20 protein-coding genes are annotated in these 21,228 nt (G+C 66.2%); 6 read left to right on the plus strand and 14 right to left on the minus strand.

The genetic code is table 11. The features are described 5' to 3' along the window. Nucleotides 1–380: 380 nt before the first annotated feature. Nucleotides 381–1,067, minus strand: coding sequence for a DJ-1/PfpI family protein (locus tag AC5V87_RS19740; RefSeq protein ID WP_495367524.1), 687 nt, complete (start codon nucleotides 1,065–1,067; stop codon nucleotides 381–383). A 94-nt stretch (nucleotides 1,068–1,161) separates the two neighbouring features. Here AC5V87_RS19740 and AC5V87_RS19745 point away from each other — a divergent pair, with 94 nt between their 5' ends. Next, on the plus strand, nucleotides 1,162–2,100 hold the full coding sequence (locus AC5V87_RS19745; protein ID WP_456838675.1) for a GlxA family transcriptional regulator: 939 nt from the start codon (nucleotides 1,162–1,164) through the stop codon (nucleotides 2,098–2,100). Nucleotides 2,101–2,168: 68 nt separating this feature from the next. Here AC5V87_RS19745 and AC5V87_RS19750 read toward each other — a convergent pair whose 3' ends face one another. Next, nucleotides 2,169–3,221, minus strand: coding sequence for a Na+-dependent transporter (locus AC5V87_RS19750; protein WP_495367525.1), 1,053 nt, complete (start codon nucleotides 3,219–3,221; stop codon nucleotides 2,169–2,171). Between the two features lie 293 nt (nucleotides 3,222–3,514). Between AC5V87_RS19750 and AC5V87_RS19755 the strand changes: the two genes are divergently transcribed. Next, nucleotides 3,515–4,570 carry a DUF2155 domain-containing protein gene (locus AC5V87_RS19755; protein WP_495367526.1) on the plus strand — a complete coding sequence of 352 codons (1,056 nt, stop codon included), beginning with the start codon at nucleotides 3,515–3,517 and terminating at the stop codon, nucleotides 4,568–4,570. Nucleotides 4,571–4,758: 188 nt separating this feature from the next. Here AC5V87_RS19755 and aat read toward each other — a convergent pair whose 3' ends face one another. The 10 genes from aat to AC5V87_RS19805 all read right to left on the minus strand — a co-directional run bounded on the left by aat (nucleotide 4,759) and on the right by AC5V87_RS19805 (nucleotide 14,671). Further along, nucleotides 4,759–5,439 carry a leucyl/phenylalanyl-tRNA--protein transferase gene (gene aat / locus AC5V87_RS19760; RefSeq protein ID WP_456838672.1) on the minus strand — a complete coding sequence of 227 codons (681 nt, stop codon included), beginning with the start codon at nucleotides 5,437–5,439 and terminating at the stop codon, nucleotides 4,759–4,761. A gap of 51 nt (nucleotides 5,440–5,490) precedes the next feature. Further along, complete coding sequence (locus AC5V87_RS19765; protein ID WP_495367527.1) at nucleotides 5,491–6,594, minus strand: sensor histidine kinase; 1,104 nt, start codon at nucleotides 6,592–6,594, stop codon at nucleotides 5,491–5,493. Further along, nucleotides 6,591–7,031 (minus strand): response regulator, encoded by a 441-nt coding sequence (locus AC5V87_RS19770; protein WP_456838670.1) that lies wholly within the window; start codon nucleotides 7,029–7,031, stop codon nucleotides 6,591–6,593. The genes AC5V87_RS19765 and AC5V87_RS19770 overlap by 4 nt, the downstream gene beginning before the upstream one ends. After that, nucleotides 7,028–8,545: a sensor histidine kinase gene (locus AC5V87_RS19775; RefSeq protein WP_495367528.1), complete on the minus strand. Its 1,518-nt coding sequence runs from the start codon at nucleotides 8,543–8,545 to the stop codon at nucleotides 7,028–7,030. The genes AC5V87_RS19770 and AC5V87_RS19775 overlap by 4 nt, the downstream gene beginning before the upstream one ends. Nucleotides 8,546–8,651: 106 nt before the next feature. Next, the gene (accC, locus tag AC5V87_RS19780) at nucleotides 8,652–10,010 is read right to left on the minus strand and encodes an acetyl-CoA carboxylase biotin carboxylase subunit (protein ID WP_456838668.1); all 1,359 of its coding nucleotides are present in this window, start codon (nucleotides 10,008–10,010) and stop codon (nucleotides 8,652–8,654) included. Between the two features lie 82 nt (nucleotides 10,011–10,092). After that, entirely contained in the window at nucleotides 10,093–10,590 is a 498-nt protein-coding gene (gene accB, locus AC5V87_RS19785) for an acetyl-CoA carboxylase biotin carboxyl carrier protein (RefSeq protein WP_456838667.1), read from the minus strand. Between the two features lie 37 nt (nucleotides 10,591–10,627). Then, on the minus strand, nucleotides 10,628–11,095 hold the full coding sequence (gene aroQ / locus AC5V87_RS19790) for a type II 3-dehydroquinate dehydratase (RefSeq protein WP_495367529.1): 468 nt from the start codon (nucleotides 11,093–11,095) through the stop codon (nucleotides 10,628–10,630). Between the two features lie 231 nt (nucleotides 11,096–11,326). Next, nucleotides 11,327–12,175 (minus strand): DUF1236 domain-containing protein, encoded by an 849-nt coding sequence (locus AC5V87_RS19795; protein WP_495367530.1) that lies wholly within the window; start codon nucleotides 12,173–12,175, stop codon nucleotides 11,327–11,329. A 213-nt stretch (nucleotides 12,176–12,388) separates the two neighbouring features. Then, entirely contained in the window at nucleotides 12,389–13,156 is a 768-nt protein-coding gene (locus AC5V87_RS19800) for a DsbA family protein (protein WP_495367531.1), read from the minus strand. A 114-nt stretch (nucleotides 13,157–13,270) separates the two neighbouring features. Continuing rightward, the gene (locus tag AC5V87_RS19805) at nucleotides 13,271–14,671 is read right to left on the minus strand and encodes a M48 family metalloprotease (RefSeq protein ID WP_456838663.1); all 1,401 of its coding nucleotides are present in this window, start codon (nucleotides 14,669–14,671) and stop codon (nucleotides 13,271–13,273) included. A 194-nt stretch (nucleotides 14,672–14,865) separates the two neighbouring features. On the opposite strand from AC5V87_RS19805, the gene AC5V87_RS19810 reads away from it, so the two are divergent. From AC5V87_RS19810 to AC5V87_RS19820, 3 genes are all read left to right on the plus strand, one after another. Further along, on the plus strand, nucleotides 14,866–16,053 hold the full coding sequence (locus AC5V87_RS19810; protein ID WP_495367532.1) for a pyridoxal phosphate-dependent aminotransferase: 1,188 nt from the start codon (nucleotides 14,866–14,868) through the stop codon (nucleotides 16,051–16,053). 84 nt (nucleotides 16,054–16,137) lie between these two features. Next, a complete protein-coding gene (locus AC5V87_RS19815; RefSeq protein WP_456843344.1) occupies nucleotides 16,138–16,695 on the plus strand; it encodes a biotin transporter BioY in 558 nt (185 codons plus the stop codon). 84 nt (nucleotides 16,696–16,779) lie between these two features. After that, a complete protein-coding gene (locus AC5V87_RS19820; protein ID WP_456838661.1) occupies nucleotides 16,780–18,114 on the plus strand; it encodes a dicarboxylate/amino acid:cation symporter in 1,335 nt (444 codons plus the stop codon). A 26-nt stretch (nucleotides 18,115–18,140) separates the two neighbouring features. Here the strand turns inward: AC5V87_RS19820 and AC5V87_RS19825 are convergent, their stop codons facing one another. Then, nucleotides 18,141–19,025, minus strand: a complete 885-nt coding sequence (locus tag AC5V87_RS19825; protein ID WP_495367533.1) for an SDR family oxidoreductase — start codon at nucleotides 19,023–19,025, stop codon at nucleotides 18,141–18,143. 103 nt (nucleotides 19,026–19,128) lie between these two features. Here AC5V87_RS19825 and AC5V87_RS19830 point away from each other — a divergent pair, with 103 nt between their 5' ends. Continuing rightward, complete coding sequence (locus tag AC5V87_RS19830; protein ID WP_495367534.1) at nucleotides 19,129–19,962, plus strand: helix-turn-helix transcriptional regulator; 834 nt, start codon at nucleotides 19,129–19,131, stop codon at nucleotides 19,960–19,962. Here the strand turns inward: AC5V87_RS19830 and AC5V87_RS19835 are convergent. Next, nucleotides 19,959–21,191: an NAD(P)/FAD-dependent oxidoreductase gene (locus AC5V87_RS19835; protein ID WP_495367535.1), complete on the minus strand. Its 1,233-nt coding sequence runs from the start codon at nucleotides 21,189–21,191 to the stop codon at nucleotides 19,959–19,961. The genes AC5V87_RS19830 and AC5V87_RS19835 overlap by 4 nt on opposite strands. Between the last annotated feature and the right edge of the window lie 37 nt (nucleotides 21,192–21,228).

The following is a 21,228-nucleotide window of genomic DNA, read 5'->3' on the forward strand; positions in this document are numbered from 1 at the left end:
GGCATCCGCTCGCGTCGCTGTGGACAATGGGAACAGCGGGGATGCCGCTTGCGCCGGCGTTGCGCCGGAGCGGGCGATGCGGCTCAATGATTCCCATCTTACGGAGATGGGAGACCATCGCGTTCGGTTCGGGCAACAGTTCGCGACTGTCCCGAGATGCAGCGGCCGCCGAGTAAGGACTCGATCGGGAGATAGGCCCCCGGTCTGGAAGTTCCGAAATCGCCCGATGTGAATGTGCGCCGCCGTAAGAAAGGAAAGGCCGCCTGGGAAACCGGGCGGCCTTTTTCTCCTGGAGCGATCTCGCTTTGTGGCTTTCTGGGTCCCGGCTTTGCGCAGCAACGCTTACGCGTTGCTGCGCGTCCGGGACACGAGAGCAGGGCTTACATCACGCGTGCAGCGGCGCGCTTCACCGCCTCTAGCCGCCGCGCCTGGTTTTGCGCGCCGCGCTCCTTCAACAACGCCAGCACCTCGGCCGGCGCGGTGTCGGGCGAGCCTGAGTTGAACGGCGGGGCCGGATTGTACTCGATCTGGAGCTGGATGGCTTCCGCCGTGGCGCGGTCGCGCAGGATCGACACCAGCGTCAGTGCGAAATCGACGCCCGCGGTCACGCCGCCGCCAGTGATGCGATTGCGATCGATGCAGACGCGTGTGCGGGTCGGGGTTGCGCCGAACTGGCTGAGCATCTCCATCGCGCTCCAGTGGGTCGCGGCGCGATAGCCCTTCAACAGGCCGGCCGCGCCGAGCGCCAGCGCTCCGGTGCAGACCGAGGTGACGTATTTGGCGCCCGCGGCCTGCCTGCGCAGGAAATCCAGCACCTCCTCGTCGTCGAGCAGATCGTTGGTGCCACCGCCGCCCGGCACGCAGAGCACGTCGAGCTGCGGGCAGTCGGCGAAAGTCGTGGTCGGCGTCAGCGTCAGCACGGAATCGCTCGGCACCGGCTCGATCCGCTTCCAGATCAGGTGCAGCTTTGCGCCCGGTACGTTGGCAAACACTTGCAGGGGACCGGTGAAGTCGAGCTGGGTGACGCGTGGAAACACCACCAGACCTATCTGGAGCGGTGACGACATGGGCGGGTCCTCCAAGGATGAGCTTGACGGACGCAGCGTCTCATGATGCCCTTCTGTCCAAAATGCCGTATTTCCCTCGCTTTCGGACATGGCCATGATCGGCATCCTGATCTTCCCCGACTTCCAGCTGCTCGATGCGGCCGGCCCGATCTCGGCGTTCGAGGTCGCATCGCGCTGCGCCGGCAAGCCGCTCGCGCTCCGCGTGCTCGCGCTCAATGCCGGACCCGTGCGCAGTTCATCCGGCGTCGAGATGATGGCGCGCGACTTCAAGTCGGTGAGTGCGATCACGACGCTGATCATCGCGGGCGGCGCCGGCGTCAGCGAGGCCGCGCGCTGCGAGGTCACGCGCGCCTTCGTGCAGCGGCTGGCCAGGCGCGGCGTTCGCGTCGCGAGCGTCTGCTCGGGCGCCTTCGTGCTGGCCGAGGCGGGGCTGCTCGACGGCCGCCGCGCCACCACGCATTGGGGCCGCACGCGCGAATTCGTTGCGCGCTACCCGAAGGTGAAGTTCGAGCCGGACCAGATCTTCACCCGCGACGGCAACGTCTGGACCTCGGCGGGGATCAGCGCCGGCATCGATCTCGCGCTCGCGATGGTCAGCGAGGACCATGGCGAGGAGATCGCGCAGCAGGCCGCGCGCCAGCTCGTGCTCTACCATCGCCGCAGCGGCGGCCAGTCGCAATTCTCCTCGCTGCTGGAACTGAAGGCGCCGAACGGCCGCTTCGGCCCGCTGTTGTCGTGGGCGCGCGAAAACCTCGACGCGCCGCTGACCGTGGAAGATCTCGCCGATCGCGCCGGAATGAGCGTGCGGCATTTCGCCCGCGCGTTTGCCGCCGAGACCGGCACGACGCCGTCAAAGGCGATCGAGCGCTTGCGGCTCGAGGTCGCGCGCGAGCGCGTGCAGTCCTCGCGCGAGGCGATCGAGCTCGTCGCGGAGGTCACCGGTTTCCGCGATCCCGAGCGCATGCGGCGCGCCTTCATCCGCGCCTTCGGCCAGCCGCCGCAGGCGCTGCGGCGCGCGGCGCGGGCGGGGTAGGAAGCCTCGCCCGGCACGCGAGCGTGGAGGCGACGATGAGCGGGATGGAGTACAGCAACGAGACATCGCTATTTCTTCAGGGCCTCGAAGCCGGCTGCGAGGCCATGACGTGTTCTATGTCGTGCTGCCAGCGCCGTCGCCCCGGATGCATCTCCGCGCGCCGTCAATCGCCGCGCGATCGGCATCAGCATGTACGGCGCTAGATGAATCGGAAACTGCGTCATTGCGAAATAGAGCCAGGTCGCGGGCGGCAGGGCGCCGGCGGTCGCCGCCAGGATCAGGCCAAGGTTGCGCTGTGACACCATCAGCCCGAGGGCCAGCGCGCGCTCACAGCCGATGCGGCGGAACAGCAGCGTGGTGACGGCGAGTAGCGCGAAATAGATCGCGAAGGACAGAGCTGCGAGGCTGATCGTGAACACGGGTTGCGCCAGGAGGTCGCTCACGACATCGCCCATCACGGCTGTTGCGAAGATCCAGAGGATGATGATGTTGAAGCCGTCGATCGGCTTCTTGTGACGCTGGATCGCCTCCGCGCCGAAGCCCCATCGGATGGCGGTGGCGGCCAGCAGCGATGCTGTGAGGATGCCGAGCAGCTTCAGGCCCAGCGTGAGCGGCGAGATGCTGAGCATGTCGCCGAGAAAGAGGCCGGCGAACAGTGAGGCCGTGAAGGGCACGAGTGCGGTGGAGGTCACCAGCGTGATCAGCACGAGGGTGGCATCGAGACCCATCAGCGCAGCGAGGGCCGGCGAAGCCATCATCGGCGAGGCCATGCTCTGGAGCATCAAGGCGAGCGAAAGGCCGGGGGCGCGCGCGGTCAGCCCGGTGGCATGGGCGATCAGCCCGACGATCAATGGCACGCCGATCGTGGTCCAGGCCGTGGCGGTCGCGACCAGCGCGGGCCGTCGCAGATGGCTGTACAGCGCGGCAAGGTCGACCCGCGTGAAGGAGATGCAGAGCAGAACGAAGATCGCCTCGGTGACGTAGGGCCGCAGCAGCGCTCCAATCGGCGGCACTGCCGCCGCGATGAAGACGACGGCGGCCACCGCACGCGTGCCCTGGCTGCCAAGCCAGGTGAGTGCGTGTAGGGGGACGGCGAGGAGAGTCTTGACGGAGGATGGCATCGGCGTCGTTGCTACGGAACTGTCATCCCAACGCCTTCAGCCACGCGCCGAGGCCCTGTAGACGACGACGGCATCGGGATCGAGTACGACGGGCATGAGAGCAGTCTCAGGGGTTCTGGTTGAACGTCGGTATCGGGGATTGCGCGCCTCGGCCCCGGGGAGAGGCGACCGAACTATCCCATCCGGTGGCGGGTCTGGCCAGCGGGCGGCGGACAGGGCAGGGATGCCGCCCTTTCCCCGCCGTATTCGGCGTGTTAACCCGGTGGCCTGCGAGCGGCGGTATCCCCTGTAGAATGTCCAACAAGCCCGATTCGCTGTTGAAGCCGCGCGAGATGTTCAAAACCTTTACCCTGACAGGCCTTGCGGCGCTGCTGGCCGCTACCGCGCTGACGGTTGCGACCCCCGCGCAGGCGCAGATCGGCACGATCTTCTCCGATCCGCCGCCGCGGCCGCCGGGCAGCATTCCGCGTGGCCAGCCGCAGCCCCAGATCCCCGACGACGACGAAGAGGTACCCGAGCTGCCGCCGCAGGGCCGCGTGCTGCCCTCGCGTCCGATGCCGCCACCGCCGGGTCGGCAAGGCAACATCCAGGGCAATGCCTTGCCGGGGCCGGTCGAGAGCCAGCCGCTGGCGCCGCCGCCGGGCTCCACCGTCGCCCCGCCGAACCAGCCGCCGTCCGTGGCGGTCGCGCCGCCCAATGCGCCGGGAGCCGCTCCGGCTGCGCCCGGTCAGCGCCAGCCGCAGCAGAAGGGCGGGCCCGGTGGTGCCGTGCCGCAGACGCCGGCGAGCCTGCAGCCGGGCGACGAGGTCGTGACCGAGCCGCCAGCCCAGAAGATCGTGAACAAGAAGGCGACCTTCTCTGGCCTCGACAAGATCACCGGCCGCATCATCAATTTCGACGAGGATATCGGCGAGACCGTCCAGTTCGGCGCGCTCAGGGTCAAGACCGACGCCTGCTACACGCGGCCGGCGACGGAAGCGGCCAACACCGACGCCTTCGTCGAGGTCGACGAGATCACCTTGCAGGGCGAGGTGAAGCGTATCTTCTCAGGCTGGATGTACGCGGCAAGCCCCGGCCTGCACGGCGTCGAGCATCCGATCTACGATATCTGGCTGACCGATTGCAAAGAGCCGCAGCAGACCATCGCGACCGCGGCGCCCGATCCCGCGAGCAAGCCGGCTCCGCCACCGCCGCCGCCTGCGCAAAAGAAGGCCGCGCCAAAACAGGCGGTGCAGCAGCGTCCGCCGCAGCCTCTGCCGCCACCGCCGCAGCAGCAACCGGCGCCGCCACCGCCTCCGCCGCCGGAGCAACGGCCGGGCCTGTTCGGTATCCCCGGGTTCGGCCGCTAGGCCCTTAGGCAATTGGGTTCGGCTGGCTGATCGTGGTGCACCTCTCTCTTCGGGAGAGGTAAAGCGTCCGGCGCTGGGCTCGATCGGCTAAAGCGCGATGAGATTTGGATGAATCGTCATCGCGCTTGAGGTTGTTGTTTACGCATGATCTTTCCGGAAAACCGCTTCGCACTTTTCCGGATCATGCTTTAGTGCCGCGAGGCGATGATCTCGAGCGCGCGCGCGCCGGGGATCGCCTCACCCGCGGAGAGCCTCAGAAAGTCGCCGGGCTCGCCGGCGAGCGCCTTGTCGAGCAGGCCGGTGTAGCGGCGCCGCGAGATCTCGACCGCGCCAAAGCTCTTCAGATGCTCGGTGACATATTGCGTGTCGAGCAGCTCGAAACCGCCATGGATCAGCCGGGCCACCAGATGCACCAGCGCGACTTTCGAGGCGTCGCGCGCGGTGTGGAACATGCTCTCGCCGAAGAAGGCGCGCCCCAAGCTGACGCCGTAGAGACCCCCGACGAGCTCGTCGCCTTGCCAGGCCTCGACGCTATGGCAATGGCCGAGCTCGTAGAGGCCGCCATAGAGGTCGCGGATGCGCTTGTTGATCCAGGTGTCCTCGCGGCCCGCCTGCGGCGCGGCGCAGCCGGCGATGGTCGCCTTGAACGCGGTATTGACGGTGACGCGGAACGCATCCGAGCGCACCGTGCGCGCAAGGCGCGAGGCGACGCGGAAGCCGTCGAGCGGGATGACGCCGCGCAATTCCGGCTCGACCCAGAACAGGGTCGGATCGTCGGCACTTTCCGCCATCGGAAAGATGCCGCAGGCATAGGCGCGCAGCAGCACGGCCGGCGTGATTTCAGACGAGGCGGAGTCGCGCGAAGTCATGAGGCAACAATAGCAGGATCGCAATTCGGTTGCGATGGGTGGCGCGCAGGGTCAGCTCGCCGCGGCGCTGCTGGCCTTGCCGGCGGCGTCGGGCGCGCGGCGGAACCGCAGCATGATGCGAGTTCCGGAATGCGCGAGATCGCGCTCGACGGAGGCATCCAGCTTGGCGGCCATCGCGGCGACGATGCGCTGGCCCATGCCGGTCGAGCGCGGATCGGCCTTGGCCTTGTCGCCGACGCCGTCATCGCTGATCGAGAGTAGCAGATCGTCTCCTTTCGAGCTCAGCTCGACATGGATCGGGCCGGCACCATCAGGATAGGCGTATTTCACCGCGTTCATCACCAGCTCGTTGACGATGATGCCGACGGCGACCGCGCGATCCGGGTCGAGCTCGATCGGCTCGGCCTTCAGCGTCAGGCGCGACATCCGGTTGCCTTCGGCCGAGCGGCGGAGATCCTCGAGCAGCGAGTCCAGGTACTGGTTCAGCACCACGCTCTTGAGGTCCTGCGAGGTGTAGAGGCGGCGGTGCACCTGCGCGACCGCGGCGACGCGGCCCATCGCATTGGTCAGCGCCGCCTTGACCTCTTCCTGCGAGGCGGAGCTCGCCTGGAGGTGCAGCAGCGAAGCGATGATCTGGAGCGAATTGCCGACGCGGTGGTTGACCTCGCGGAGCAGCAGCTCGCGCTCGGCGGCGAGCGCGGCATAGCGGTCGCGCGAGGCGTGGATTTCGGCCTCTGCTTCCTCGCGCGCCCGCTGCATCTCGGCTTGGCGCAGCGCGCCGTCGGCTGCGACGTGGAGCAGGGGGATGAAGTCGCCCTTGACGTCCTTGACGAGGTAATCGGCTGCGCCCGCCTTCAGCGCGGTCACAGCGATGGTAGAATCTTGCGACGCCGTGACGAACACCACCGGCGGCGCGCCACGTATCGCCATGATCTGCTCGAGCGTCTCGAGGCCGTCGAGGCCGGGCATGTACTGGTCGAGCGCCACGACGTCGATGCCGCCCTCGGTTTCCGCGCGGCGGATGCGCTCGAGGCCTTCCTCGCCGCTTGCGGCATGAACGACCTTGTAGCCGCGCCGCGTCAGGCCGCGATCGACCAGACGCGCCAGCGCGTCGTCGTCGTCGATGTAGAGCAATGTTGGCGTGCGCTGGTTCATGAGGCGGCGGGCGGGACCTGGATGACCGAGAAGAACAGGCCGAGCTGCCGGATGGCATTGGCGAAATTCTCGTAATTAACCGGCTTGGTGATGTAGACGTTGCAGCCGAGCTCGTAGCAGCGCTTGATCTCCTGGGAATCGTCGGTGGTGGTCAGCACCACCACGGGCGAGGCCTTCAGATATTTGTTCTCCTTGATCTGCTTCAGGATGTCGATTCCGGTCATGTCGGGCAGGTTGAGATCGAGCAGGATCAAGAGCGCGTTGCCCTTCTGCACGAGACCGGTTCCGTCGGCGCCGAACAGGTGCCTCATTGCGTCGGTGCCGTTCGGGAACGAGACGATCTCGTTGTTGACCCCGGAGCGGCGGATGTTGCGCTCGATCAGCCGGGCGTGTCCCTCGTCGTCCTCGATCATGATGATGGTGACAGGCTGGGTCATCGATCTGCGTTCCGGTTCCTGACATTCCAGGTGACGGGCAGCGTGATCGTGAAGGTGCTGCCCGCGTTCAGTTCCGACGATACCGACATCGTGCCCCCGAGGCGACGCACAAGTGCACGCACATGCGCAAGACCTATGCCCTGGCCGGGCTTGTCCTGGGTTCCCGCACGGCGGAACAGGTCGAAGATCCGTTGGTGATCCCTGGGGTCGATGCCGCGGCCGTTATCGCTGATTTCGAAGATAGCGTAGCCGAGCTTGGTGCGCCCGCGGATTCTGATCTCGCCGGGAACGCCGGCCTTCAAATACTTGATCGCGTTGTCGATCAGATTGGAGAATATCTGCTCCAGCGCAAGGCGATCGCTGACGAGATTGGGCAGGGGCTCGACATGAATTTCGGCCTGCGCCTCGGCGGCCTGGTGTGCCAGGGTCGACACGATCGCCTCGATCAGCGCGCGCGTGTCGATCTTCTCCGGCTGGAACTCGCGGCGGCCCTCGCGGGTGAGGTTGAGAATGGCCGAGATCAGCCGGTCCATCTTGGCGATCGACGATTTGATGAAACCGAGCGCCTCGGCAAAATCCGTCGACAATTGCTTGTCCGGGCCTTCGAGCGCGATCTCGCCGGTCGGCCGCGGTGGCCCCTCGGCGGGGACGTGGGCGAGGCTGCTGATGCGACGGAAAATGTCGCCGCCGAGCTCTTCGAGCTCGCTGGTGAAGCCCATGATGTTGACGAGCGGCGAGCGCAGATCGTGGCTGACGATATAGGCAAAGCGCTGGATCTCGTCATTGGCTTCGCGCAGGTCGGCTGTGCGCTCGTCGACCACGGCCTCCAGATTGACGTTGGTGTCGCGAAGGCGCGCTTCGGCCTCGTCACGGGCGCCGGCCGAGCGCCGCACCAGCCAGGTCGAGACCAGGGCCAGCAGCACGACGAGGCCGGAGCCGATGCCGGTCATCGACGCCGCCAGCGTCTGGCTCCGGTCGGAGTTGGCGCTGCGGATCCGGAACAGCCGTTCCTCCTCTCGGATCATCGCGTTGGCGAGATTGGTGATCGTGTTCGTGGTATTGCCGGCAGCGGCCTCGCGGACAAGTGCTACGGCATCGCCGGGCCGGCCCCGCTTCACGAAATCCATCTCGCGTGAGAACTGGTCGAGCCGGATCTGGATCGCCGCGCGCAGCTTCTCAATGTTCTCGCGTTGCGCCGGATTGTCGCCGATCTGGCGCGTCAGCTTGTCGAGCGCGGGAATGATCGCTGCGACGGCGTTCTGGTGGTCCGACTGGAAATCCGGTCCCTGCGTCAGGAGAAAGCCGCGAGCGCCGCTTTCGGCGCGCCGGATTTCAAGCAGCAGGGCGTTGATCTGGTTTTCGGCCTCGATGGTGTGAAGCACCCATTTGGCGTCGTCGCGCGCTTTGTTGACGAGGTAGACGGAGCCGGCACTGATTACGGTCAGCACCAGAAGGCCCGCCGCGAACAGCAGGATTTGCCAGAGTGCGCGCCGTCGCCGGCCCTCGGCCGTCACGACGTCCTCGCTTGATCAAATTGGGTGGGATTCAAAACGCCCCCTTGGAACTGCCCCAGCGTCCAGAACGCGATTGGGGCCAATGGGTTCCATGGGGAGAGAGGATTTATTTCGTGCCCGGTTCCGCCTTGCCGGCGAGATACTGTTCCAACCAGTGGATGTGGTAGTCGCCGTCGATGATGTCGTCCTGGCGCACCAGATCGCGGAACAGCGGCAACGTGGTCTCGATGCCGTCCACGACCATCTCGTCCAGCGCGCGGCGCAGGCGCATCAGGCATTCGGCCCGGGTCTTGCCATGGACGATCAGCTTGCCGACGAGCGAGTCGTAATAAGGCGGGATCTGGTAACCCTGGTAGACCGCGGAATCGATCCGCACGCCGAGCCCGCCGGGCGGGTGATATTGCGTGATGCGTCCCGGCGAGGGCCGGAAGGTCTGTGGGTTCTCGGCGTTGATGCGGCACTCGATGGCGTGGCCGATGATCTGCACCTCTTCCTGCTTCGCGGGCAGGTCGCCGCCGGCGGCGATGCGTATCTGCTCCAGCACGAGGTCGATATCGGTGATGCTTTCGGTGACGGGATGCTCCACCTGGATGCGGGTGTTCATCTCGATGAAGTAGAACTCGCCGTCCTCGTAGAGGAATTCGATGGTGCCGACGCCGAGATATTTCATCTCGCGCATCGCTTTGGCACAGGTCTCGCCGATCTTGGCGCGCGCGGCGGCGGCCAGCACCGGCGAGGGGCCTTCCTCCCAGACCTTCTGGTGGCGGCGTTGCAGCGAGCAGTCGCGCTCGCCGAGATGGATCGCGCCGCCGCGACCGTCGCCGAGGATCTGGATCTCGATGTGGCGCGGCTTCTGGAGGTATTTTTCGAGGTAGACCGAGGCATCGCCGAAGGCGGATTTGGCCTCGTTGGCCGCCGTGGACAGCGCGACCTGCAGGTCGGCCTCGCTGTGCGCGACCTTCATGCCGCGCCCGCCGCCGCCGGCGGCGGCCTTGACCAGCACCGGAAAGCCGATCTTCTTCGCGATCGCCATCGCATCGTCATCTGGGCCAACCGCACCGTCGGAGCCGGGTACCACGGGGATGCCGAGCCGCTTGGCGGTCTTCTTGGCCTCGATCTTGTCGCCCATCAGGCGGATGTGTTCGGCCTTGGGGCCGATGAACTGCAGATTGTGCTCGGCAAGGATTTCTGCGAAGCGCGCGTTTTCCGACAGGAAGCCGTAGCCGGGATGCACCGCATCGGCGCCCGTGATCTCGCAGGCCGCGAGCAGGGCGGGCACGTTGAGATAGCTGTCCTTGGACGGCGGCGGTCCGATGCAGACGCTCTCGTCCGACAGGCGCACATGCATCGCATCGGCGTCGGCGGTGGAGTGCACGGCGACGGTCGCGATCCCGAGCTCCTTGCAGGCCCTGAGGATGCGAAGGGCGATCTCGCCGCGATTGGCTATGAGGATCTTGTCGAACATGTTGTCCTGCAGCGAATGGCGAGTGGCGAATGGCGAGTAGGGAAGGCTGACGCCATTCGCTCTTCGCTATTCTCCGTTCGCGTCACTCAATAATGACCAGCGGCTCGCCGTACTCGACCGGCTGGCCGTCCTCGACCAGGATCTGCGTCACCGTGCCGGCGCGCGGCGAGGGGATCTGGTTCATGGTCTTCATGGCTTCGATGATCAGCAGGGTCTGGCCGACCGAGACCTTGTTGCCGACCTCGATGAACGGCTTGGCGCCCGGCTCCGGCGCCCAATAGGCGGTGCCGACCATCGGCGAGGTCACCGCACCCGGATGCTTCGAGAAGTCAGCTGCGGCAGCAGCAGGCGCCGCGGCGGCAACCGCGGCTGCCGGCATAGCGGCGGGAGCAGCTGCAACCGGCATCGGCATGGTCGCGGCGACGCTGATGTTGCGGGCGACGCGCAGGCGCAGGCCCGCGCGTTCGATCTCGATCTCGGTGAGGCTGGTCTCATCGAGCAGAAGCGCGAGCTCGCGGACGAGTGCGGAATCCTCGCTGGAAAACTTTGCGGCTGTTTTGTCGTCTGGCTGGCGCGCCATGTTGTTTGATCCGAATGTTCTGTGTGAGGAGGGTGCGTCAGGCTTTGGGCTTGATGCCGAGCTTGGCGGCAAGGCCCTGGATGGCGAGGCGATAGCCCTCGATGCCGAAACCGCACAGCGAAGCGAAGGCCGCGCGCGCGGTGTAGGAGTGGTGACGGAAGCTCTCGCGGGCGTGGATGTTGGTCACGTGCACTTCGACCGTCGGGATCTGCACCGCGAGCAGCGCGTCGTGCAGCGCGATCGAGGTGTGCGAATAGCCGCCGGCATTGATGATGATGCCCTTCATCTTGCGCGCATGCGCCTCGTGGATGAAGCCGATCAGCTCGCCTTCGCGGTTGGACTGGCGGCAGTCGGCCTCGAGGCCGAAATGTGCTGCCGTCTCCCGGCACAGCGCCTCCACGTCGGCCAGTGTCGCATGGCCATACTTTTCGGGCTCGCGCGTCCCCAGCATGTTGAGGTTCGGCCCGTTCAGGACGAGGATCGTGTCGGTTGCAGGTTCGGCCATTCCAATCCCGGAAAAGAGGTGCTTCGGCGTGGCCGGGGTTATAGGTAACAAAGCGCGTGAGGGGAAGCCTTGAAGGACCTCCGGGGCGGGTTCAGGCACCTCATCCGTTGCGCAAAAACCTGTGCGGAAACTACGGAAATTGCTTGTTAACCAGCCCGAACCATGGCTGCCGGCCGAATGCGAAGGGGGCGGGCATTGCTGCCCGCCCCCTGAGCTTGCCGTGATCCGGTCTCAGGCGTTCAGGACCGCCACAATCTCGTAGGTGTCCGGATTGACGATCACGATCTCATCCTTGACGAGGACGTACTTGTAGGTCCGCCACTCCGGATAGATCGTCACCACGCGCGACGGCAGGGCATGCAACTCGATGCCCTCGCGCGGAATGCGCGTGCCGACCGAGATCGAGAAGTTCACGTTGGTCACCGGACGCACGTGCTCCTCGCGGATCACCGAGGTGATCTGGGTGCGCTGCTCGGTCGAGAGCTTGGCTCCCGCACCGGCCTGGCCGACCGTCGTGTTGGTGCTGGTCTGGCCCTGCGCGTTCTGGTTCGTGCTGGTGCCGGCCTGACCCTGAGCGTTCTGGTTGGTGCTCGTGCCGGTACCCTTCTGGTTCTCAGCATTGTTGGTCGAGGCGCCGCTCTTGCTGCCCTCAGCCTTCTGGTCCTTCTGAGCGCCGGACTTGCTCGTGTCCTGGCTCATGCTCTTGGACTTGTCCTGTTGACCCTGGGCGTGCTCGTCGGAGCGCTGGCCCTTGGTGGCGCCGGCCTTGTCCTCGGCCGCGTTCTTGTGCATCTCGCGGCCCGAATGTTCGTCCTTGCTCGCGCCCGAGGACTTCTCCTCGGCCGAGGTGCCGGACTTCATGCTGCTGGAGCCGGCCTGGCCGACGGTGCCCTTCTCGGCGCCCGAGGACTCCTTGCCCATCGAGCCGCGCTCAGCGGCGCCGCCAGACGGCTGCGAATGCTGCATCTGCTGCTGCGAGCCCGCGCCGCCAGTGTCGCGGCCCTTATCCTGTGCGTTCGCCAGACCGGTGCCCGCGACCAGCGCGAGTGCGGCAACCGAGATCATAAAGCGGTTCAACATCGAATTCTCCTCACGTGTCCATTTGCGTCATTGCCCGCGCCGACAACGAAAGGAGATTTGAGTTGTTCCGGAACATCGCCGGTTCCGGGGTATTTGTTTCCTAAACGAGAGATGAATGCGCGCGCCGGATTCGCCGGCGTCGGGCAACGAAAAAGGCCGGCTTTTCAGCCGGCCTCGCTACATGCGTCGGTCGTGAGATGCGCGATCGGCTTGTCAGCAAGTCGCCTTGCCGCAGCGGGCGACGCCGATCTTCTCCTTGAGGCCCTCGAGGCCGACGGCGCCGATCACGATCTGCTTGCCGATCACGTAGCTCGGCGTGCCGTTCATGCCCATCGTCTCGGCGAGCTTGAAATTCTCCTCGATGGTGGCGCGCACCTCGGGGCTGGCCATGTCCTTCTCGATCCTCGCGGTGTCGAGCCCGGCTTCCTTGGCCGCCTGCATGGCGCGCGCCTTGTCGGCGGCGCCGCGGCCGCCGAGCAGCTTCTGGTGGAAGTCGAGATATTTCTTGCCGGTGGGATCCTGCATGCGCACGGCGACCGCGACCTGCGCCGCTTCGACCGAGCCCTGGCTCAGTACCGGAAACTCCTTCAGCACGACCTTCAGCTTCGGATCGCTCTTCATGAGGTCGAGCATGTCGCCCATGGCGCGCTTGCAGTAGCCGCAATTGTAGTCGAAGAACTCGACGAAGGTGACGTCGCCGTCCTTGTTGCCGAGGACGACCTGGCGCGGCGAGTTGAAGATCACATCCGAGTTCTGCGCGATGCTGGCCTCGTGCTTCTTGGTTTCGGCATCGGCCTGGCGCTTGCTGAGCTCGGTCATGGCCTCCTCGAGCACCTCGGGATGGGTGACGAGGTAGTTCTTGATGATTGCCTCGATGTCGGTGCGCTGGGCATCGGAGAAGCTGTCAGCCGACGCGGGCGCGGCTGCGCCGAACATGGCGAGCGCAAACAGCGCGGGAGCAAGCAGGCGCAGCGAAGGCATAGGCAAATCCTCATCCAAAGCAGGTTTCGGAAAACGTCCCGGCGGACTGATTCTGGTGTCGTGACGTCGTGGTAGCAGGCGTCGTCTTACTGAGTTTGACTAGTTGCATTTGACCTAGTTGCGCGGCGGCTTTGATGCCACGATGTCGTCGGCCTTGACCCATCCGGGCGTGCCGACGGCGAAACGGGTTTTCGCGCGCGTGGCAAGCTCGCGGGCGGTCTTGTTGTCGCCGCGCAGGTAAGCGGCCTGCGCCGAGGCGAGATCGGCCTCGGCATAGTCGCCCTTCCGGCCATAGGCCATCGCGAGCTGGGTGTAGCCGAGCGGCGCCTCGGGCTCCCGTGCCACTGCGGCACGGAGAATCCGAACGGCATCGTCCGTGTAGGCCTTATTATCGGTTCCAACCAGAGCCTGCCCAAGTAACATCTCGATGAGGGGCGCACTGTTGGAGAGTGCGACAGCCTTGCGCAGGGGCGCGATCGCCTCGGCCGGCTTGCCGCTCTCCAGCAGGGCCTGGCCGCGCACCTCGTAGAAGTACGGGTTGTTGGGCTGGACCTGGATCAGGGCGTCGATCTGGGCCAGCGCGCTGCGCAGATCGCCGTGCAGATAAGTGCTGATGGCGCGGGCATAGCGCGCCGGCAGGCTGTCATTGGTCTGCGGATAGCGGCGATACACCGTCTCCGGCCGCTCCATGAAGGCGGAGATCTTGGCGCGCACCATATCGTGGCGGAGCTGGAGCGCGGGATCGTCCTTCTTGTCCCAATACGGGCTGGAGCTGGCAAACTCCTGCAGCGCGGCGACGCGCTCGGCCGGCATCGGGTGCGACTGGAGGTAGGGATCGGCGCCGCGCGCGGCGAACAGGCTCTCGCTGGTGAAGCGCTTGAAGGTCTCGTACATGCCCTTCGGCGACTGTTGGGTCGCGGTCAGGAATTTCACGCCGGCGCGGTCGGCGTTCTCCTCCTGCTGGCGCTGGTACGACAAGAGCGAGCGGCGGATCATCTCCTGCGGCCCGGCGATCGCGGCCGCGCCGGCATTGGCAAGACCGTTATTGCCGGCGCTGCTGCTGCGGGTGCTGCCCGCGGCGATCGCGCCGGCGCCGAGCAGCATCGCGATGATCATCTGGGTCTGCGCGGCGGCGAGCTGCTCGCGCAGCTTGGACAGATGGCCCCCCGCCAGATGCCCGGTCTCGTGCGCGAGCACGCCGATGATCTGGTTCGGCGTCTCCGACTGGAGGATCGCGCCGTAATTGACGAAGATGCGGCGGCCGTCAGCGACGAAGGCATTGAACGAGCTGTCGTTGAGGATCACCATCTGGATGTTCTGCTTCTCCAGACCGGCGACGCGCAGGATCGGGCGGGTATATTCCCGCAAGAGCTGCTCGGTCTCGGTGTCGCGCAGCACCGGCGGCCCCTTGGCCTGTGCATGCGCGGCCGGGACCGGCAACAGCGCGATCGCCGCGGCCGTGATGAGAGCGGTGAGGGCGGAGGCCTTCCTGCGCAATGCGATCTGGAGCAACATCAGGCGGTCTGGGTCAAACGGTCTGGCAAAGCAGTTTGGTGATTGGTTTTTGGCGATTGGCGGCGGACCGGATACGCGATATGCCCTTGTGAGCCGTACCCCTTATGAGCCGTACAATGCGGCCAGTCTGGGGCGCAAGCGCCCCGTTTTGAAGGACCGGACGGACCGGTCCGCCAGCGAAATAGCAGAAATCGATGCACGATGCGACATTGAGGAACCGGTTGGGGCAGTGGCTCGAGCCCTCCCGCCGCAGCGATGTTCCCCCCTTCATGGTGATGGACGTGATGGCCGCCGCGGCCCGAATCGAGGCCGCAGGCGGGCATGTCATCCACATGGAGGTCGGCCAGCCGGCAGCCGGAGCGCCGAAGACGGCGATTGCGGCCGCCCATGCGGCGCTCGAGGCGGGGCGGATCGACTATACCTCGGCGCTCGGCATCCCCTCGTTGCGCGCGCGCATCGCGCAGCACTATCGGGACGTCCATGGCTGTGACGTCAGCCCTGACAGGATCGTGGTGACGACCGGCTCCTCCGGCGGATTCATCCTGGCGTTCCTGTCGATGTTCGCGCCCGGCGACCGTGTCGCCGTGACGGTGCCCGGCTATCCGCCGTATCGCCACATCCTCAGCGCGCTTGGCTGCGAGCCGGTGCTGATCGAGACCACGGACGAGACGCGCCATGCGCTGACCGGCGACGCGCTGCTTGCCGCCCACCGCAAGGCGCCGCTCAAGGGCGTGCTGGTCGGCAGTCCCGCCAATCCGACGGGCACGATGATGTCGCGCGAGGCGCTCGCCAGCCTGATCGCCGCGGCGGAGGATGCCGGCATTCGCTTCATCTCCGACGAGATCTATCATGGGCTCGACTACGCGTTTCCCGCGGTGACCGCGGCCGCGTTGTCCGAGCACGCACTCGTGATCAATTCGTTCTCGAAGTATTTTTGCATGACCGGATGGCGCGTCGGCTGGATGGTCGTGCCGGAGATTTTGGTGCGTCCGATCGAGCGGCTGCAGCAGAACCTGTCGATCTCGGTGCCGGCGCTGTCGCAGATCGCGGCCGAAGCCGCCTTCGATGGCGCAGCGGAGATGGAGGAGATCAAGCACGGCTACCAGGAAAACCGGCGCATCCTGATCGAGGGATTGCCCAGGGCGGGCCTGCGCAAGTTCCTGCCGGCCGACGGTGCATTTTATCTCTATGCCGACGTCTCGGACTTCACCTCCGACAGTTTCGAGTTCGCCAAGCAAATGCTGGAGCAGGCGAACGTCGCCGCGACGCCAGGGCTCGATTTCGATCCCGTTCACGGCCGCTCGTTCATTCGTCTGTCCTATGCGCGCTCGCCGGAGGAGATGCGCGAGGCAGTTGACCGGATCGCTCACTGGCTTAAATAGCCGCCAGTTTTCGTCAGCCTTCCGGAGTGCAACTTGTCTGACCGTTCCGCGCCCACCGCCACGCATTCTCCTCTCGCCGCATTGATGTGGCCGACCCGGCCGGGCGAAAGCGTCGGCGCACTGCGCGCCGTCGTGCTGATCGCGCTCGGCACCGCCTTGATGGCGCTGTCAGCCAAGGTCAACCTGCCGCTGCCTTACGTGCCCATGACGTTGCAGACGCTGGTGGTGCTGATGATCGGCGCCGCCTATGGCTGGCGCCTTGGCAGCGCAACCATGGTTGCCTACCTCGCCGAGGGCGCGATGGGGCTGCCGGTGTTCGCCGGTCCCGTGGGTGGGATCGCACCGCTGGTCGGCCCGACCGCCGGCTATCTGTTCGGCTTCGTGCTGGCGGCCTTCATGACCGGCTGGCTCGCCGAGCGCGGCTGGGATCGCAGCGTCGTGCTGCTGTTCGCGGCCATGGCCGTCGGTCATATCGTCATATTGGCGGCCGGGTTCGGTTGGCTCGCCTTTGGCCTCGGCCTCGGCGCCGCGAAGGCCTGGCAAGTCGGCATCGTGCCGTTCATCGCGGCCTCGCTGGTCAAGAACACGCTGGGCGCGGCGCTGATGCCGGCGGCCCGCCGGCTCGTCGATCGCCGCGGGTAAAGCGCACCATTCCGAGCAGTTCCAATTGACAGAGCCGGCCAAGTTGATCTTGGCTGGCTCTGATTTTTGAGGGGGAGTGAAACGATGACGACCACAACGATGGCGGCGGCGCCGCCAGCGCCAGCCGCAGCAAAGCCGTGGTACAGAGTTCTCTACGTCCAGGTGCTGATCGCCATCGTGCTCGGCGCCATCGTCGGCTGGCTGTGGCCGTCGCTCGCCACCAATGAGTGGATCAAAGCGATGGGCGACGGCTTCATCAAGCTGATCAAGATGGTGATCGCGCCGATCATCTTCTGCACCGTCGTGTCCGGCATTGCGCACATCCAGGACGCCAAGAAGGTCGGCCGCATCGGCGTCAAGGCGCTGGTCTATTTCGAGGTGGTCTCGACCTTCGCGCTGGTGATCGGCCTCATCGTCGGCAACGTCGTCAGGCCGGGCGCGGGCTTCGGCAATGCCGCCGCCAACGCGCAGGCCGTCGCCAACTACGCCAAGCAGGCCGAGGCGCAGAAGTCGGTCGACTTCGTCCTGCACATCATTCCCGACACCGTGGTCGGCGCCTTCGCGCAAGGCGAGATCCTGCAGGTGCTGCTGTTCTCGGTGCTGTTCGGCTTCGCCATCATGAGCCTAGGGGAGCGCGGCCACACCATCCGCAACTTCATCGACGACGCCGCGCACGCCGTGTTCGGCGTCATCTCCATCGTGATGCGTGCAGCTCCCATCGGCGCGTTCGGCGCGATGGCCTACACCATCGGCAAGTTCGGCACCGGCGCGATCCTCAATCTCGTCGGCCTGATTGCGACGTTCTACCTGACAGCGGCGCTGTTCGTGTTCGTGGTGCTGGGCATCATCGCGCGGCTTGCGGGCTTCTCGATTTTCAAGTTCCTGGCCTACATCAAGGACGAGCTCTTGATCGTGCTCGGCACCTCGTCGTCGGAAAGCGCGCTGCCGTCCTTGATGGAGAAGCTGGAGCGGCTCGGCTGCTCGAAGTCGGTGGTTGGTCTCGTGGTGCCCACGGGCTACTCGTTCAACCTCGACGGCACCAACATCTACATGACGCTGGCGACGCTCTTCATCGCCCAGGCGCTCGGCTACGATCTGTCCTTCAGCCAGCAGCTCACGATCCTGGTCGTGGCGATGCTGACCTCGAAGGGCGCTTCCGGCATCACCGGTGCGGGCTTCATCACCCTCGCGGCGACGCTCGCGGTGGTCGATCCGCGCCTCGTGCCGGGCATGGCCATCGTGCTCGGCATTGACAAGTTCATGAGCGAGTGCCGCGCGCTGACCAATCTGTGCGGCAACGGCGTCGCCTGCGTGATCGTCGCCTGGTGGGAAGGCGAGCTCGACCGTGACAAGCTCACCGCGCGGCTGAGCCAGCAGATCGATCCGACCGACATGGAAACGGCTGTCACGACGGACTGATGCGGATCTAATGGCGCGTTGCGCCGTTAGATCTTGAAATAATAGGGCTGGTCGAGATCCTCGATCAGCCCTTTTTCTTTGGGCTCCCAGCCGAGCGTCGCGCGGGTCTTCGCGCTGGAGGTCGGAACGTCGACGCCGGCGAACCGCGCGAACCAGCCGAAATGCGCTTCCGCTTCCTCCGGCGCCTTCGAGACCACGGGCACGCCGAGCCTCTTGCCGATCACGTCCGCGATCACCTTGAACGGCACGCCTTCCTCGGCGATCGCATGATAGCGGCCGCCAGATGCGCCGTGCTCCAGCGCGAGCCGGTAGACACGCGCAGCGTCGAAGCGGTGCGCGGCCGGCCAGCGGTTGCTGCCATCGCCGATATAGGCGGCAGTGCCTTTCTCGCGCGCGATCGCGATCAGGCGCGGCACGAAACCGTGGTCGCCCTCGCCATGGGTGGTGGGCGGCAGCCGCACGATGCCGGCACGCACGCCGCGTTCGGCGAGCTCTTCGGCGGTGGCCTCCGACACGCGCGGGAAGTGGCGCGCCGCTGCATCGTCCTCGGTCGCAAGGCGTCCGGGCGCGAGCAGCGCCACGCCCGAGGTGACGATGAGTGGGCGGTTGGAGCCTTTCAGCTCCTCGCCGAGCGCGAGGATGGCGCGGCGGTCGAGCTCGCAATTCTCAGTGAACTTCGAGAAGTCGTGGTTGAAGGCGAGGTGAAGCACGCCGTCGGAAGCAGCTGCGCCGCGGCGCAAGGACGCATGGTCCTCCAGCGAGCCGCGATGGACCTCGGCGCCCATCGCGGTGACGGCGGCTGCGCCTGCATCTGTCCGGGCGAGGCCGGTGACGCGGTGGCCGGCGGCGATCAGGTCGCGAACGACGGCGGAGCCGACAAAGCCGGTGGCGCCGGTGACGAAAACACGCATGAGGTATCTCCAGGGATCAATCGAGCCGTTGGTGGAGACGACCATCTGCGCTTGGCTTATCCGGGTAAAGTAGTGACATTATCAGGGTATAATGGCTAACAGGATGAGCGAGAGCGCCAGCGAGAACCTGCTCGGGACCTACTTGAAGGACCGCCGTATCAGGCTCGACGCAGCCGCCTTCGGCTTTTCCGGCAGCCGCAGGCGCACGCCGGGGCTCAGGCGCGAGGAGGTGGCGCAACGGGCCAATATCAGCCCGACCTGGTACACTTGGCTGGAGCAGGGCCGGGGCGGTGCGCCGTCAGCCGATGTTCTCGACCGGATCGCCCGCGCGCTGATGCTGACCGACGTCGAGCGCGAGCATCTGTTCCTGCTCGGCCTCGGCCGTCCGCCCGAGGTGCGCTATCAGGCGACAGATGGCGTTTCCCCGCGGCTGCAGCGCCTGCTCGACGCGCTGGAGGCGAGTCCGGCGATCATTTGCACGACGATCTGGGACGTCGTCGCCTGGAATCGCGCGGCCACGATCGTGCTGACCGACTATTCGAAGCTGCTGCCCGAGCAGCGCAACATCCTGCGCCTGATCTTCTGCGAGCCGCGGGTGCGCGCTGCGCAATATGACTGGGAGAACGTCGCCCGTTTCGTGGTCGCGGCGTTCCGCGCCGATGTGGTGCGCGCCGGAGCGGTCTCGCATGTCGCCGATTTCGTCGACGAGATGTGCCGTCTCAGCCCCGAATTCGCAAAACTGTGGGCCGACAATGACGTTCGCTCCTATGGCGAGGGCATCAAGCATCTGCGCCATCCCGTGCTCGGCCCGATTGCGTTCGAATATTCGGCCTTCGCGGTCGACGGAAGGCCTGATCTCGGCATGGTCGTCTACAACCCGGCGACGCCCGCGGATGCCCAGCGCATCAGGGATGTGCTGACCAAGCAGGAGGGCTAGAACCGCTCCGGCCGGTACGGTGTCGGGTCGATCGCCGGCATCTCGCCGCTCATGATCTCCGCGAGCAGGCGTCCGGTCGCGGGTCCGAGCGTAAAGCCCTGGTGGCCGTGGCCAAAATTCATCCAGAGGCCGGGATGGCGGGGAGCCTGCCCAAGCACCGGGAGCATGTCGGGCGTGCAGGGCCGCGTGCCGAACCACGGATCGGGCTCGACGCGCCGGCCGAGATCGATCAGCTCGCGCGCGGAGGCCTCGGCGCTGGCGAGCTGCACCGGCGTTGCCAGCGCATCCATGCCGGTCAATTCCGCGCCGGTGGTGATGCGGATGCCCTTGGCCATCGGCCCCATGGCATAGCCGCCGGACTTGTCGACGAGCGGCAAATCGAGCGACGCGCCGCCGGCATAGTGCATGTGGTAGCCGCGCTTGCGCACCAGCGGAATGCGATAGCCGAACTTGTAGAGCAGATCGGGCGACCATGGTCCGAGCGTCACGACGGCGTGGGGGGCGTCGATGCGTCCCTTGTCGGTGTTGACCGACCAGCCGGTCGCGGTCTGCTGCAGGCTCTGGGCATCGCCGAGCACGATGCTGCCGCCGAGGCGCTCGAGCAGCTCGGCATAGGCGGTGACCAGCGCGCCGGGATCGGACACGGTCCAGGTGTCGAGCCAATGGATCGCGCCGGGGAGGTCGTCGCGCAGGATCGGTTCGGCCTTGGCGAGCTCGGCGCCGGAGAGCGCGCGAAACCTCACGCCGAACTCGCGCTCGTCGTCTTCCGCGGCCTTGACGGCTTGGTCGAACGAGGCCGCGTCGCGATGCAGATGCCGGTATCCGGCGCGGCGGATCAGATTGTCGGCGTGCGCTTCGCGAATGAGAATGTCGTGCTCGCTTGTCGCGTAGGCGATCAGCCGCGCCCAGGCCTCGATCGCCTCGCGGTGCCGCTTCGGCGCCGAATGCCACCAGTAGCGGAGCAGGGGTTCGATATGGAGATGAAGCGAGGACAGGCTGTAGCGCACGTCGTTGGTGCGGCCGGTCGCGATCTTGAGCAGCGAGGAAAGGTCGCGCGGCATCGGATAGGGCCGCACCGCTTCGGCCTGGATCATCCCGGCATTGCCGTAGCTGGTCTCGCGGCCCGGCTCCCTACGGTCCACGAGCGTGACGGCCCAGCCGCGCTGGCGCAGGTGCAGCGCCGCGCTCACGCCGATCATGCCGCCGCCGAGAACGATCGCACTTTGCATCAGCACTGACCTCGCCAAATCAAAAACCGCCCGGTTT

Source organism: Bradyrhizobium sp. SOJA106 (genome assembly GCF_059448745.1).

Bases quoted from the DNA above. Each gene is read 5' to 3' on its own strand.
- AC5V87_RS19740 (WP_495367524.1), bottom strand. From the start codon at position 1,067: ATGTCGTCACCGCTCCAGATAGGTCTGGTGGTGTTTCCACGCGTCACC.
- AC5V87_RS19745 (WP_456838675.1), top strand. From the start codon at position 1,162: ATGATCGGCATCCTGATCTTCCCCGACTTCCAGCTGCTCGATGCGGCC.
- AC5V87_RS19750 (WP_495367525.1), bottom strand. From the start codon at position 3,221: ATGCCATCCTCCGTCAAGACTCTCCTCGCCGTCCCCCTACACGCACTC.
- AC5V87_RS19755 (WP_495367526.1), top strand. From the start codon at position 3,515: ATGTCCAACAAGCCCGATTCGCTGTTGAAGCCGCGCGAGATGTTCAAA.
- aat (WP_456838672.1), bottom strand. From the start codon at position 5,439: ATGACTTCGCGCGACTCCGCCTCGTCTGAAATCACGCCGGCCGTGCTG.
- AC5V87_RS19765 (WP_495367527.1), bottom strand. From the start codon at position 6,594: ATGAACCAGCGCACGCCAACATTGCTCTACATCGACGACGACGACGCG.
- AC5V87_RS19770 (WP_456838670.1), bottom strand. From the start codon at position 7,031: ATGACCCAGCCTGTCACCATCATCATGATCGAGGACGACGAGGGACAC.
- accC (WP_456838668.1), bottom strand. From the start codon at position 10,010: ATGTTCGACAAGATCCTCATAGCCAATCGCGGCGAGATCGCCCTTCGC.
- accB (WP_456838667.1), bottom strand. From the start codon at position 10,590: ATGGCGCGCCAGCCAGACGACAAAACAGCCGCAAAGTTTTCCAGCGAG.
- aroQ (WP_495367529.1), bottom strand. From the start codon at position 11,095: ATGGCCGAACCTGCAACCGACACGATCCTCGTCCTGAACGGGCCGAAC.
- AC5V87_RS19795 (WP_495367530.1), bottom strand. From the start codon at position 12,175: ATGTTGAACCGCTTTATGATCTCGGTTGCCGCACTCGCGCTGGTCGCG.
- AC5V87_RS19800 (WP_495367531.1), bottom strand. From the start codon at position 13,156: ATGCCTTCGCTGCGCCTGCTTGCTCCCGCGCTGTTTGCGCTCGCCATG.
- AC5V87_RS19805 (WP_456838663.1), bottom strand. From the start codon at position 14,671: ATGTTGCTCCAGATCGCATTGCGCAGGAAGGCCTCCGCCCTCACCGCT.
- AC5V87_RS19810 (WP_495367532.1), top strand. From the start codon at position 14,866: ATGCACGATGCGACATTGAGGAACCGGTTGGGGCAGTGGCTCGAGCCC.
- AC5V87_RS19815 (WP_456843344.1), top strand. From the start codon at position 16,138: ATGTGGCCGACCCGGCCGGGCGAAAGCGTCGGCGCACTGCGCGCCGTC.
- AC5V87_RS19820 (WP_456838661.1), top strand. From the start codon at position 16,780: ATGACGACCACAACGATGGCGGCGGCGCCGCCAGCGCCAGCCGCAGCA.
- AC5V87_RS19825 (WP_495367533.1), bottom strand. From the start codon at position 19,025: ATGCGTGTTTTCGTCACCGGCGCCACCGGCTTTGTCGGCTCCGCCGTC.
- AC5V87_RS19830 (WP_495367534.1), top strand. From the start codon at position 19,129: ATGAGCGAGAGCGCCAGCGAGAACCTGCTCGGGACCTACTTGAAGGAC.
- AC5V87_RS19835 (WP_495367535.1), bottom strand. From the start codon at position 21,191: ATGCAAAGTGCGATCGTTCTCGGCGGCGGCATGATCGGCGTGAGCGCG.